The following is a 12,227-nucleotide window of genomic DNA, read 5'->3' on the forward strand; positions in this document are numbered from 1 at the left end:
TCTGCCTTGGCTTGCACGAAGGCGGGCAATCATTAAATTAGGGCCTGAAATCAAGCCTTTCCACCGACATCGAGATCAGCCCGGAAGACCGCACAAGCATGAGCTACGTCGAAGCCACCGATACCTCCCTGCGCAAGACCGGACAGATCAAGCTGCATGGGCCAGCCGCCTTTGCCGGCATGCGCAAGGCCGGCGCGCTGGTGGCCAAGTGCCTCGACGCGCTCACCGACATCGTCGGGCCCGGCGTGCCGACCTCGAAGATCGACGAATTCGTCCGCGACTTCGCCTTCAGCCACGGCGCCTATCCGGCGACGCTGATGTATCGCGGCTATCGCTACTCGACCTGCACCTCGCTCAACCACGTGGTCTGCCACGGCATGCCCGGCGACCGTCCGCTGAAGGAAGGCGACATCGTCAACATCGACGTCACCTTCATCGTCGACGGCTGGTATGGCGATTCCAGCCGGATGTATGCGGTCGGCCCGATCGCGCGCAAGGCCGAGCGGCTGATCGAGGTGACGTATGAAGCGATGATGCGCGGCATCGCCGCCGTGAAGCCCGGCGCCACCACCGGCGACATCGGCCACGCCATCCAGAGCTTTGTCGAGCCGCAGGGCATGAGCGTGGTGCGCGATTTCTGCGGCCATGGCCTCGGGCGCATGTTCCACGACGAGCCGAACATCATCCATATCGGCCGGCCCGGCGAAGGCGTGCAGCTCAAGCCCGGCATGTTCTTCACCATCGAGCCGATGATCAATCTCGGCAAGCCGCATGTGAAGATCCTCTCCGACGGCTGGACCGCGGTGACCCGCGACCGCTCGCTGTCGGCGCAGTTCGAGCACTCCGTCGGCGTCACGGCGACGGGTGTCGAGATCTTCACGCTGTCGGAGCGGCACGGCGAGAAGCAGATCGGGTGAGCCCCTAGGGGGGCGCCGGCCAGGGTGAATCGGATTTGCTGCCGCAATTGACGGTTGCAAAAGCGGAGTTCCCCGGCAAAACTGGCGGCCGATGCCCGCCAAGCCGGACCACGACAAGAGCAAGCCGGAGGATGCGCCGCACTATCACGGCCATCGCGAACGGCTGCGCGAGCGCTTTTACAGCGCGGGCGCGGATGCGCTCAGCGACTACGAGCTGCTGGAGATGGCGCTGTTTCCGGCGCTGCCGCGGCGCGACACAAAACCGCTGGCGAAGACGCTGATCAAGACTTTTGGCTCGTTCGCCGAAGTGGTCCATGCGCCCGTGGCGCGCCTGCGCGAGATCGACGGCATCGGCGAATCCGCGATCAACCAGCTCAAGCTGATCGCCGCAGCCGCACATCGCGTCGCCAAGGGCGAGGTCAACAGCCGCAACGCGCTGTCGTCGTGGAACGAGGTGATCGACTATTGCCGCACCAGCATGGCGTTCGCCGACAAGGAGCAATTCCGCCTGCTCTTCCTCGACAAGCGCAACCAGCTGATCGCCGACGAGGTGCAGCAGACCGGCACCGTCGACCACACCCCGGTCTATCCGCGCGAGGTGATCAAGCGCGCGCTGGAATTGTCGGCGACCGCGCTGATCCTGGTGCACAACCACCCCTCCGGCGATCCCTCGCCCTCCCAGGCCGACATCCAGATGACGAAAGCGATCATCGACATCGCAAAGCCGCTGGGGATCGCCGTGCACGATCACATCATCGTCGGCAGAAGCGGCCACGCCAGCCTGCGCGGGATGCGGCTGATCTAGAACCCCGAATCAAGTAGCAAGAGCAGTATGAGCGACTGGCTGCACAATCTGCCGCTGCCCTGGATGGCGCTGGTGATCTTCGGATTCACCTATTCCCTGGCCGCGGCCATCTTCGCGGGCGTCGCGCTGGCCGCGACTGAGGAGCGCGCCAAATCGCTGAAGGCGATCTCGCCGGGGATGCTGCCGGTGCTCGGCATCATCTTCGGCCTGTTCGTCGCCTTCACCGCGGCGCAGGTCTGGGGCGACAGCGACCGTGCCAGCGCCGCGGTGAGCCGCGAGGCCAGCGCGCTGCGCAGCGCCGTGCTGCTCGCCGCCGGCCTGCCGGCGGAGCAGGATGCGAAGCTGCGCGGCCTCGTCCGCGACTATGTGGGACAGGCCGTCGCCGTGGAATGGCCGATGATGGCGCATCAGGAGGCTTCGCTGAAGGTGACGCCGCCTGCGCTCGCCGATGCCCTGCAGCTCGTCATCACGATGGCGCCGCAAGGCACCGGTCAGGCCAATGTGCAGCGCGAGCTGATCGCCGCGCTGGAGCAGGCGCTGGACGCACGGCGGCAGCGGATCATCGTCAGCCTCGCCGCGGTGAACCCGGTCAAATGGTGGTGCCTATACCTCCAGGCCGCCTGCGCGCTGCTGGTGATCGGCCTCGTCCATTGCGACAACCGCCTGGGATCGGCGGTCGCGATGGGCCTGTTCGCGACCGGGGTCGCCACCTCCGTCCTGCTGATCGCCGCGCACGACCGGCCGTTCGCCGGCCAGATCTCGATCCAGCCGGAGCCGCTGCTGCAGATCATGCCGGAGACAGCGAAGAGCTAGAGCGCGGCCGCTCGCGCCTTAATAGCAATAGCGGGGATCGACCCGGACGTAATAGCCATCGGGCCGTTGCATGTAGCAGCCGCGCTGATAGGCGTAGTAGCCGGAGCGGCGGCGCTCGCCTTCGGAGGCGATCGCGGCGCCCGTGCCGGCACCAACGACGGCGCCGATGGCCGCGCCACGGCCTCCGCCGAGCGCGCCGCCGAGGATCGCACCGCCGACGCCGCCGATGATCGCACCGCCAACGGCATCCTGCGCCGCCGCCTCATGCCCCGGCACCGCCATTGCGACCGTCAGACATGCGGCGATTCCGAAACCTCCAATGCGAAGACTTCTGGGCATGTTCCCCTCCCCTTTTGGAGAGGCAAATTTTAACGCCCGGCGGGATTCGGGCCAGATCAAATTCGCCTGCCTTGCGGCTCCCGGCACCATTGCCGAGTTGAACGAGGGCAGGACAGTCGGCGGCGAGCCTGTCACAGCGCGCCGTAACCCGACGGCATCGTTTGATCCTGATGACCAGCCACCGGTCACCTGGATCCGTCGCGCTCGCTTTGGTTGTGTAAGCGTGGTACGCATTGACGACCGCGCGCTGATCTTCTGTTGCCGAAACACGCTTCAGTCATGCGAGGGTGGCGAGAATGACGAGTACGGCCGGGTACCGCTCTGGATACAGTCTCTCCGCGCGCCTCCTGCTTGGCGCTGGCATATTGCTCATTGGCGTGCTTCCGGATCATGCGGAGGAGGCGCTGTACTCGCGTGGCGAGGCGCTCTACCGCACGCACTGCTCATCCTGCCACGAGGGTGGCGTGGCACGCGCGCCTGACGCCAGCGCGCTGCGGCAATTCAGGCCTGAGCGGATAAGCTTTACCTTGATGTTCGGCATGATGAGCCAGCAGGGGCGCGACCTGAGCCAAGACGAAATTCAGGCAATCGTTCGCTATCTCGTCGGAACAACGCCGGAGCAGCAGCAGCCGCTGCCGGATTCCACGTGTGGCGAGCGGGCCCCCGCGCTTGCGGACGCTTCGTTGCCGCGCTGGAACGGCTGGGGCGTCGATATCGCTCAACACCGGTTTCAACCCGCTGGCATGGCCCAGCTTTCGCCGGACGATGTTCCGCGCCTGAAGCTCAAATGGGCGTTCGGCTTTCCCGGCGACACCAGAGCCTACGCGCAGCCGACGGTTTGGGGCGGCCGGGTCTTCGTGGGCAGTGCGGGTGGCAAGGTCTATGCGCTGGATGCCAGACTTGGCTGCCAACGCTGGGTGTTCGACGCCGGCTTCGGCGTACGCACCGCGATCACCATCGGCGAGGATGAGCGCGGCACGACCGCCTATTTCGGCGATCAGCGCGGTGAAGCTTATGCGCTCGATGCCGAGAGCGGAAAGCTGCTGTGGAGGAGACGTGTGGATGCGCATGCGGGAGCCGTGATCACGGGCGCGCCGACATTGGCCAACAATGTGCTTTACGTGCCGGTCTCCTCCGTCGAGGAGGTATTGGCGATCGATCCGCGCTATTCCTGCTGCACGTTCCGCGGTCTGATTGCCGCGCTCGACGCCAGGACCGGCGAGGTGCTGTGGCGCGGCTATGTCAGCCCGCCGGCCCAGCCAATCCGCCTCAACGAGATCGGTGTCCAGCTCTTCGGACCCTCCGGGGGCGCGATCTGGTCGTCGCCGACCGTCGACCTCCAGACAAATCGGATCTATGCGACGACGGGCGACAGCTATCTGGACCCGGCTTCCACGACCTCCGACGCGTTTGTGGCCTTCGATCTGGGCACGGGGCGGCTCGCCTGGTCGCGACAGATGACCGAGGGTGATGCCTACAACATCGCGTGCAGCGGCCAGTATCGCGCCAACTGCCCCGGTACCAAGGGACCCGATTTCGATTTCGGCTCCTCTCCGATCCTGGTCGATCTGCATGACGGACGTCGTGCGCTCGTTGCCGGCCAGAAATCCGGCATCGTGTACGCGCTCGATCCGGACCGCGATGGTGCAATCATCTGGCAGCGCCGGGTGGGACTCGGCAGCACGCTCGGCGGCGTGCAATGGGGCTCGGCTGCGGATGATGCGAACGTCTATGTCGCGGTGTCGGATGTCGGCCTGAAGACCGTGCCACCGTCCACCGCCGGCGCGCAGAAATCGGTCTTTGGGATCCCCATGAAGCTCGATCCAAGTCAGGGCGGCGGGCTGTACGCGTTGAACCAGGCGACGGGCGAGATCGTCTGGCACGCCGCACATCCTGGCTGCGGAGATCGGCCGGGATGCAGCCCTGCGCAGTCGGCTGCAGTAACGGCGACTCCTGGTGTGGTGTTCTCCGGCGGACTGGACGGCCACCTCCGGGCTTATGCCGCCAAGAGCGGCGAAATCATCTGGGACGTCGACACCATGCGGGACTATGCGACCGTAAACGGCGTATCGGCGCATGGCGGCTCGCTCGATGGACCGGGACCGGTGATCGCCGGAGGCATTCTCTACGTCAACTCGGGCTACACAAATTATGGTACCGCACCCGGCAACGTGCTGCTCGCCTTCTCCGTGGACGGGCAATAGGCGAAGCGACACGATCTATGAGTACGCGTCCCGGTGCTTGGCTTCACGGGACTTTGGTCGCGGCAGCCTCACTTGACGAGCACGAAGGCGACGACGATGTGCTCCGGCGTCTGCTTGAATTCGGTGGTGACGGCCTCGCGGACCAACCCTGCGAGCTCGTTCAGGGGCTTGTCTTCATAGGGCCGCGGGAACTGGACCGTGACCGATAGCAGCCGCCCATTGTGCCAGTTGAATCCGACCTGCGGCTTGACGCCGGTCGATTGCTCGAGGTCGGCCGCCACGGCTTTCGACTGCTTGAACCCTTCCGTCACCGTGCTGACGGCATCGCAGCCCGCAAGGATCGTTGCGCAGACGAGCAGCAGCATAAATCTGGACATGGGATTCCCACCGGTGATGACGAGGCACATGATTGTTCCACAATGCCACTGACGTCAACGGGTGGTTGTATTGAAGGGTCGATGCCCACCGGCTCAAACCGGCCGTGAGCCTGTCATCCTGGTTCGATCCAGCGCTGCACGGCGTCGGCGGTGTCTGCCGGCGTGGTGTTGAAGCAGATCGCGGCCTCCGGCGCGAGGCGATGGACGAGGTTGAGCACCTTCTCGAACAGCGGCAGCCGCTCCCTGGGCTCGCGCAGGCCGGCGCCGATCACGATGCAGTCGAAGCGCTCCTCACGCAGCGCCGCCGCGACGCTGGCTTCCGCGGCCGCGTCGACATCGATCAGGCAGCTCGTGACCTCGAAGCCGCGATCGCGCAGGCGCAGCAGCTGCGCCTCGATATAGTTGCGCACGAGATCCGGCGTGAGCTGCGGGAATGCGCTGTAATCGGCAACGCCGGGTTCGATGCCGATCGCGAGGACGCGCTTGGCCATGCAGGCCTCCTTGCAGGATCCTGTCCCATTGCTAACGGGCGAACGACACCGCTGGTTCCCTCGCGGGCGATCCCGCCACCTGACGCTCATTTTCGCGCGGACGCTGTAACCCAGTTCACATGTGCAGAGCCGGCAACCTGCCAGATTTGCAGCAATCACGCTGAAGTCACGCGCCGATCACGGCGCCCGGTTCACTTTGATTGCCCGGAGATTCGATCATTCATTCATTTGCGGGAGCGGGAAATGGTGTCCTTCGAGAGTTTGAGGAGTGAATACGAGCGCAATTGGGCCAGTCTCGAGATCCGGCCCGGACGCCTCGCCGATGCGAATGCAGTCGCACGCAAGGCGCTCAGCGGCAAGGCGACCTATCAGCAGATCGAGCGGCTGACCGGCGTTCCCTGGTATTTTACGGCGCTCTGCCATTACCGCGAATCCAATTTCGATTTCGACACCTATCTCGGCAACGGCGAGTCGCTTCATCGCGTGACGACCATCGTGCCGAAGGGGCGCGGCCCGTTTGCCACCTTCATCGACGGCGCCGTGGACGCGTTCAGAATCGAGAATTTCATCGGCGCGCAGGACTGGGGCATCGCGCGGATGCTGTTCCGTCTCGAGGCGTTCAACGGCTTCGGCTACCACGCCAAGGGCGTCAATTCGCCCTATCTCTACGGCGGCTCGAACCTGTACGGCCCGCCCGAGGCAAGGCCCGGCAAATTCGTCCGCGACCACGTGTTCGACCCCAACCACGTCGATTCCCAGCTCGGCACGGCCGTGATCCTGCATGCGATGCTGGCGCTGGATTCCTCGATCACGCTCGACGGCAGCCCGCAATTCGCAGGCCGCATCGAGCCGGAGGACGATACGGCCGCGACGGTCGTGCTGATGCAGCAGGCGCTCAACAGGCTCGGCGCCAACCCGCCGCTCGCCGAGGACGGCATCAGCGGCCCGAAGACCAGGGCCGCGGTCTCGCAGTTTCAGCAGCAGAACGGCCTCAGGGATACCGGCCTTCTCGACGGCGCCACGGTCGCCGCCATCACGCGCGCGACCCAGCCGGGAGGGGTCATGCAGAGCGGCGACCTGTCCCAGGTCCTGAAGCGTCTGGAAGACCTCGCGCAGGTGCTGCGGCCACCGGCCGGCGGCGGAACGATTCCGGGACCGACGACACCAGGCAATACGCTGCCTGCCACCAATGATCCGATCAGCCTGTTCGAGCGGCTGTTCTCTCTCATCAACAACAAGACGACGCCGATGCCAGGACCGGTTACCCCGACCAACCCCGCTCCTGTCGATCAATTGAAACAGGTCGTCGACCTGCTCAGCACGCTGCTCAGCAAGAACGGCAAGCCCGTGCTGGGCCAAGTCAACGGCGCGCTGGGCGAGACCATCGGCAAGCTGCTCGACGGCAAGAAGACCGCGCTCGGCATCGGCGGCTCGCTCATCACTGCGCTGCTCTCGTCGGTGACGGCGAGCCCCAATGCAGGAGGTCTTGCAGGGCTGCTCGGCACGATCGTCTCGGCGGTGCCGGGCCTCGGTCAGTTCGCGATGCCGATCTCGCTCGCGCTCACCGCCTGGGGCGTGCTCGGCAAGCTGGAGAAATGGGCGCAGGGCACCGCGCCGCCGCCGAAGGTGACGACGTAGGCACGGCCATCCTTCGAGACGCCCGCCCACGGCGGGCCCTCAGGATAGGTCACGTTTCGCGGCGCGCCCGTCATCCCGGGGCGCGCGCAGCGCGAGCCCGGGATCCAAAACCACAGGGCAAATTTTGGCGAAGGCTCGGAGTGATCACCTCGCGCAACAACCACTTCCTGGGGGTATGGGTCCCGGGCTCGCTTCGCGCCCCGGGACGACAGCGGCGGATGAGGCGGCGGCGCCTACTGGCGCAGCATGATCAGGGGATCGGCGGTGTCGGGGACGCGCCGCCACTGCGCGTTGTCGTCGGCCTCGAACTGCCAGACATCGCCTGATTTCGACATCAGGATGATCTGGCCGCGCTCGAGCCGCCATTGCGTCGGATTGAACTGCGCAATGGCCGCATCGCATCTCGGCTTGAGGAAGACCTGGAAATTGTCCTGTCCGGCTTCCGTGTTGGTCAGCGTCAGCCCGCACACCGGCTGACCGTTACCGCGCACCATCGACCAGTCGCCGATCATCTGGTCCATCGACTTGGCCATCGAGCGTGCGGCGGCGAGGTCCTGCAGGATGTAGACGCCCTCGCCCTGGCGCAGGCCCTCGAAGATGCCGGCCTCGACCTCGGTGAAGTCGATCACGGCTTCACCGGTCGCATCCTGCAAGCGCACGATGTCGAGGCCCTTCACGCTCCAGGCGACGATGTCCTTGGTGAAGGGCAGCGCGGTCTTGCAGGCCGGCTCGAGCTCCAGCTTGTAACCCTGGCCTGCGGCATCGGCCTTGAGCGTGACGACGCAGGTCTTGCTGCGCTCGGTGGTCGAAAGCTCCCACTGCCCGGGCATCGATTTCTTCAGGCTCGTCGCATCCTGCGCATGCGCAGCGCCGATCGCGGCAACACATGCCCCGATCGCGAATGCGAGAACCCGAAGAACTCTCATCAGCGCCCCTTGAACGGCGTTTCCGCAACCGGCGTCAGCGGCGCCTTGCCGGCGAACCAGGACTTGAGATTGTCGACGACGAGCTGGTCCATCGCGTTGCGCGTCACCACGGAAGCCGAGCCGATATGCGGCAGCAGCACGACGTTCTGCATGGTCTTGAGCTCGTCCGGCACATTCGGCTCGGCCGCGAACACGTCGAGACCGGCGGCGAGGATAGCGCCTGATTTCAGCGCCTGGATCAGCGCCGGCTCGTCGACCACGGAGCCGCGCGCGACGTTGATCAGCACGCCGCGCGGGCCGAGCGCCTTGAGCACTTCGGCATTGATCATCTTGTTGGTCGAGGCGCCGCCCGGCACGATCACCATCAAGGTGTCCACCGCCTTCGCCATCTCGATCAGATCAGGATAGTGCTTGTAGGAGACGTCCTTGGACGGATTGCGGGAGTGATAGACCACCGGGACCAGCGAGGCATCGAGCCGGCGCGCGATGGCCTGGCCGATCCGGCCCATGCCGACGATGCCGACCTTGCGGTCGCGCAGCGAGCCGACGCTGAGCGGATAGTTCTGCGTCTGCCAGAGCCCGGAGCGCACATAGCGGTCAGCCTTGATGAACTCGCGCAAGGTGGAGATCAGAAGGCCCATCGCGACGTCGGCGACCTCCTCGGTCAGCACGTCGGGCGTGTTGGTGACGATGATGTTGTGCTCGGCCGCGTATTTTGCGTCGATGTGGTCGTAGCCGACGCCGAAGCTCGCCACCATCTCGATCTTGGGCAGCTGCGACAGCGAATCCCTGTCGGCGCGAACCGTGTGATAGGTCACCGCCACGCCGCGGATTTTTTCGCGGATCGCCGGGGTCAGGCGCTCGAGATCACCGCGCGTCTCGGCCTTGTGCACGACGAAATGATCGGAAAACCCGCTCTCGAGGATCGGCCGCACCGGTCCATAAATCAAAAGGTCGATCTTTTCGGACGAAATCGAACCGGTAGACATCAGCTTTCCTTTCCAAGCGCGCTTTCATGCCAGCGCCGTAAAACGAGGTGGGAAACTAGCGCCAGCACCCCATAGATGACAATCCCGGCCAGCGACAACAAAAGCAGCGCGGCGAACATGCGGGGTATGTTCAACCGGTAGCCCGACTCGGCGATCCTGTAGGCGAGCCCGGAGCCGGCGCCGGCCGTTCCGGCCGCAATCTCGGCCACGACCGCGCCGATCAGAGAGAGGCCGCCGGCAATGCGCAAGCCGCCGAGGATGTAGGGCAGCGCCGCCGGCAGCTTCAGGAAGCGCAGGGTTTGTGGCTTTGATGCGCCATAGAGCTGGAACAGCCCGGCGAGATTGCGGTCGACCGAGTTCAATCCCAGCGTGGTGTTCGACAACACCGGGAAGAAGGCGACGATAAAGGCGCAGACGACGACCGCGGTCTGCTGCTCCAGATAAATCAGCAGCAGCGGCGCAATCGCGATCACCGGCGTCACCTGGAGCACGATTGCGTAGGGGAACAGCGAATATTCCACCCATTTCGACTGGTTGAACAAGAGCGCCAGCGCGATGCCGCCAATGCTGGCGGCGGCAAAGCCTTCGAGCGTCGTCAGCAGCGTGGTCGCGAGCGATTGTGACAGCACCGCCCAGTCCTTGATCAGTGTCAGGACGATGACGGAGGGCGCCGGCAGCACGTAAGGCGGGATGTCCTTGATGCGAACGACGAGTTCCCAGGCAAGAAGTCCTGCCGCGAACACGAGGACAGGCAAGACAAAGCGCATCGCGCGCTGCGCGCCGGCCGGTTTCGCGATGGAGGCCGTTTGCGCGTTCATAGCGTCGACTGCCCCGAATAGGACGGCGCCAGCGCGGCCGACACGCGCCGGCAATAATCGGAATAGGCGGCGGAGGTGCGAAATTCCTCACCGCGCGGCTCGACCGTCTCGATGCGGATGTCGGCCTGGATGCGGCCGGGCCGCGCCGTCATGACCACGACGCGCTGTGACAGATAGACGGATTCGAACACCGAATGGGTGACGAAGATGACGGTCTTGCCAAGGCTGCGCCACAGCGCGAGCAGATCGTTGTTGAGGCGAAAGCGCGTGATCTCGTCGAGGGCTCCGAACGGCTCGTCCATCAGGAGGATATCCGGATCGGTGACGAGCGCGCGCGCCAGCGAGACCCGCATCTTCATGCCGCCGGAGAGTTCGCGCGGATAGGCGTCGGCGAAATCGGCGAGTCCGACGCTGGCCAGCGCCTCGTCGGCACGCGCGCGCCCCTCGGCCTTCGGGACGCCGCCGAGCTTCAGCGGCAATCGCACGTTCTCGCGCACGCTGGTCCAGGGCATCAGGGTCGGCTCCTGGAACACGAAGCCGATGCCATGGCCGGGCTGCGTGGGGCCCTCGTGACGCGCCACCCGTACGGTGCCTGACGACGCTGCGCTGAGCGCGGCGATGATCCGTAGCGCGGTCGACTTGCCGCAGCCGGACGGGCCGAGCAACGAGATGAACTCGCCCTTGCGCACGGCGAGGTCGAGCGGGCCGAGCGCCATGACGCCGTTGTCATACGTCTTCGTCACGCCGCGAAGGCTGACGGCGAGAGCCGTCAGGCTGGCCTCGACGGCTGACGAGGTTTGGGCAGCGGACATCGACCGCGTGCTACGGCTTGCTCGGGCGCAGCTCGACGCCGACGCCCTTGTTGACGAAGCGCAGCGTGTAGGACTTGCGGAAGTCGAGATCGGCCTTCACGACGCCCGCCTTCACCATCTTGTTGAAGAAGGAGGTGTAGCGCTCGTCGCTCATCGCGCCGATGCCGTTCTTCAAGCTGTCGCCGGAATCGACGATGCCGTATTCCTTCATCTTGGCGACGGAATAGGCGAGCAGATCGTCGGTCATCTCCGGGTTGAGCTGCTTGATCAGGGCATTGCCGGCGGAATTGTCGCGGTAGATGTAATTGTACCAGCCGATCATGGAGGCATCGACGAAGCGCTGCACGAGATCGGGCTTCTTCTCGACGATGTCGCGGCGGGTCTCGATCAGGGTCGAATAGGTGTTGAAGCCGTAATCGGCGAGCAGCAGCACGCTGGGCTTGAAGCCGGCGGCCTTCTCGACCGCGAAGGGCTCGGAGGTGACGTAACCCTGCATCGCGCTCTTGGGATTGGCGATGAAGGGCTGCGGATTGAAATTGTAGGGGCGGACGTTCTTCTCGTTGAAGCCATATTCGGACTTCAGCCACTGGAAGTAGCTGGTCATGCCCTCCTTGGAGACGAACAGCGTCAGCGGCTTGAGGTCCTCGATCTTGGCGACCTTGGCGTCGGGCTGCGTCAGCATCACCTGCGGATCCTTCTGGAACACCGCAGCGATGGTGACGACCGGGACGTTGTTCGCCACCGCATCGAACGACATCAGCGTGTTCGCGGCCATGAAGAAATCGATCTTGCCGGCGATCAGCAGCATCCGGTTGTTCTCGTTGGGACCGCCGGGAACGATGGTGACGTCGAGGCCGTACTTCTTGTAGGTGCCGTCGGCCACCGCCTGGAAGAAGCCGCCATGCTCGGCCTCGGCGACCCAGTTGGTGCCGAAGGTGACCTTGTCGAGCGTCTCGGCGCGCGCCGGCACGAGAGTGACGAAAGCGGCCATCAGGCCTGCCGTTAACGCTCGCCGCAGATGAGAGGGGGTCATGATGGCACTCCGTCGATCGTGGCTGGCCCAATCGCGTCTGGCTCAAGTGAAGGCAACGCGATAGA

13 protein-coding genes are annotated in these 12,227 nt (G+C 65.0%); 5 read left to right on the forward strand and 8 right to left on the reverse strand.

Going from position 1 to position 12,227, the window contains the following annotated elements; all coding sequences use genetic code 11:
• Positions 1-98: 98 nt before the first annotated feature.
• The 3 genes from map to JQ592_RS18735 all read left to right on the forward strand — a co-directional run bounded on the left by map (position 99) and on the right by JQ592_RS18735 (position 2,535).
• Positions 99-917 (forward strand): type I methionyl aminopeptidase, encoded by an 819-nt coding sequence (gene map / locus JQ592_RS18725; RefSeq protein ID WP_211404281.1) that lies wholly within the window; start codon positions 99-101, stop codon positions 915-917.
• A gap of 91 nt (positions 918-1,008) precedes the next feature.
• Complete coding sequence (gene radC, locus JQ592_RS18730) at positions 1,009-1,722, forward strand: RadC family protein (protein ID WP_211404282.1); 714 nt, start codon at positions 1,009-1,011, stop codon at positions 1,720-1,722.
• A 27-nt stretch (positions 1,723-1,749) separates the two neighbouring features.
• Positions 1,750-2,535 carry a DUF4239 domain-containing protein gene (locus JQ592_RS18735; protein WP_211404283.1) on the forward strand — a complete coding sequence of 262 codons (786 nt, stop codon included), beginning with the start codon at positions 1,750-1,752 and terminating at the stop codon, positions 2,533-2,535.
• 18 nt (positions 2,536-2,553) lie between these two features.
• Here JQ592_RS18735 and JQ592_RS18740 read toward each other — a convergent pair whose 3' ends face one another.
• The gene (locus tag JQ592_RS18740; RefSeq protein ID WP_211404284.1) at positions 2,554-2,874 is read right to left on the reverse strand and encodes a YMGG-like glycine zipper-containing protein; all 321 of its coding nucleotides are present in this window, start codon (positions 2,872-2,874) and stop codon (positions 2,554-2,556) included.
• Between the two features lie 296 nt (positions 2,875-3,170).
• Between JQ592_RS18740 and JQ592_RS18745 the strand changes: the two genes are divergently transcribed.
• Positions 3,171-5,078 carry a PQQ-binding-like beta-propeller repeat protein gene (locus JQ592_RS18745; protein ID WP_211404285.1) on the forward strand — a complete coding sequence of 636 codons (1,908 nt, stop codon included), beginning with the start codon at positions 3,171-3,173 and terminating at the stop codon, positions 5,076-5,078.
• Positions 5,079-5,146: 68 nt separating this feature from the next.
• Here JQ592_RS18745 and JQ592_RS18750 read toward each other — a convergent pair whose 3' ends face one another.
• Together JQ592_RS18750 and JQ592_RS18755 are read right to left on the reverse strand one after the other, a co-directional pair.
• Complete coding sequence (locus tag JQ592_RS18750; protein ID WP_246820511.1) at positions 5,147-5,455, reverse strand: hypothetical protein; 309 nt, start codon at positions 5,453-5,455, stop codon at positions 5,147-5,149.
• 113 nt (positions 5,456-5,568) lie between these two features.
• The gene (locus JQ592_RS18755; RefSeq protein WP_211404286.1) at positions 5,569-5,946 is read right to left on the reverse strand and encodes a hypothetical protein; all 378 of its coding nucleotides are present in this window, start codon (positions 5,944-5,946) and stop codon (positions 5,569-5,571) included.
• A 243-nt stretch (positions 5,947-6,189) separates the two neighbouring features.
• Here JQ592_RS18755 and JQ592_RS18760 point away from each other — a divergent pair, with 243 nt between their 5' ends.
• A complete protein-coding gene (locus JQ592_RS18760) occupies positions 6,190-7,584 on the forward strand; it encodes a peptidoglycan-binding protein (protein WP_211404287.1) in 1,395 nt (464 codons plus the stop codon).
• Between the two features lie 233 nt (positions 7,585-7,817).
• Here the strand turns inward: JQ592_RS18760 and JQ592_RS18765 are convergent, their stop codons facing one another.
• The 5 genes from JQ592_RS18765 to JQ592_RS18785 are packed head-to-tail and all read right to left on the reverse strand — an operon-like array spanning position 7,818 to position 12,162.
• On the reverse strand, positions 7,818-8,510 hold the full coding sequence (locus tag JQ592_RS18765; RefSeq protein ID WP_211404288.1) for an AprI/Inh family metalloprotease inhibitor: 693 nt from the start codon (positions 8,508-8,510) through the stop codon (positions 7,818-7,820).
• A complete protein-coding gene (locus tag JQ592_RS18770) occupies positions 8,510-9,499 on the reverse strand; it encodes a 2-hydroxyacid dehydrogenase (RefSeq protein WP_211404289.1) in 990 nt (329 codons plus the stop codon). The genes JQ592_RS18765 and JQ592_RS18770 overlap by 1 nt, the downstream gene beginning before the upstream one ends.
• Entirely contained in the window at positions 9,499-10,317 is an 819-nt protein-coding gene (locus JQ592_RS18775; RefSeq protein WP_211404290.1) for an ABC transporter permease, read from the reverse strand. Before JQ592_RS18775 ends, JQ592_RS18770 begins: the two co-directional genes overlap by 1 nt.
• Positions 10,314-11,129, reverse strand: coding sequence for an ABC transporter ATP-binding protein (locus JQ592_RS18780; RefSeq protein WP_211404291.1), 816 nt, complete (start codon positions 11,127-11,129; stop codon positions 10,314-10,316). The genes JQ592_RS18775 and JQ592_RS18780 overlap by 4 nt, the downstream gene beginning before the upstream one ends.
• A gap of 10 nt (positions 11,130-11,139) precedes the next feature.
• A complete protein-coding gene (locus JQ592_RS18785) occupies positions 11,140-12,162 on the reverse strand; it encodes an ABC transporter substrate-binding protein (protein ID WP_211404292.1) in 1,023 nt (340 codons plus the stop codon).
• Positions 12,163-12,227 lie beyond the last annotated feature (65 nt).

This window comes from Bradyrhizobium iriomotense, from assembly GCF_018129405.1.
Classification (GTDB): Bacteria; Pseudomonadota; Alphaproteobacteria; order Rhizobiales; family Xanthobacteraceae; genus Bradyrhizobium; species Bradyrhizobium iriomotense_B.

Bases quoted from the DNA above. Each gene is read 5' to 3' on its own strand.
- JQ592_RS18775 (WP_211404290.1), bottom strand. From the start codon at position 10,317: ATGAACGCGCAAACGGCCTCCATCGCGAAACCGGCCGGCGCGCAGCGC.
- JQ592_RS18735 (WP_211404283.1), top strand. From the start codon at position 1,750: ATGAGCGACTGGCTGCACAATCTGCCGCTGCCCTGGATGGCGCTGGTG.
- JQ592_RS18785 (WP_211404292.1), bottom strand. From the start codon at position 12,162: ATGACCCCCTCTCATCTGCGGCGAGCGTTAACGGCAGGCCTGATGGCC.
- map (WP_211404281.1), top strand. From the start codon at position 99: ATGAGCTACGTCGAAGCCACCGATACCTCCCTGCGCAAGACCGGACAG.
- JQ592_RS18750 (WP_246820511.1), bottom strand. From the start codon at position 5,455: ATGTCCAGATTTATGCTGCTGCTCGTCTGCGCAACGATCCTTGCGGGC.
- JQ592_RS18745 (WP_211404285.1), top strand. From the start codon at position 3,171: ATGACGAGTACGGCCGGGTACCGCTCTGGATACAGTCTCTCCGCGCGC.
- radC (WP_211404282.1), top strand. From the start codon at position 1,009: ATGCCCGCCAAGCCGGACCACGACAAGAGCAAGCCGGAGGATGCGCCG.
- JQ592_RS18755 (WP_211404286.1), bottom strand. From the start codon at position 5,946: ATGGCCAAGCGCGTCCTCGCGATCGGCATCGAACCCGGCGTTGCCGAT.
- JQ592_RS18765 (WP_211404288.1), bottom strand. From the start codon at position 8,510: ATGAGAGTTCTTCGGGTTCTCGCATTCGCGATCGGGGCATGTGTTGCC.
- JQ592_RS18780 (WP_211404291.1), bottom strand. From the start codon at position 11,129: ATGTCCGCTGCCCAAACCTCGTCAGCCGTCGAGGCCAGCCTGACGGCT.
- JQ592_RS18770 (WP_211404289.1), bottom strand. From the start codon at position 9,499: ATGTCTACCGGTTCGATTTCGTCCGAAAAGATCGACCTTTTGATTTAT.
- JQ592_RS18760 (WP_211404287.1), top strand. From the start codon at position 6,190: ATGGTGTCCTTCGAGAGTTTGAGGAGTGAATACGAGCGCAATTGGGCC.
- JQ592_RS18740 (WP_211404284.1), bottom strand. From the start codon at position 2,874: ATGCCCAGAAGTCTTCGCATTGGAGGTTTCGGAATCGCCGCATGTCTG.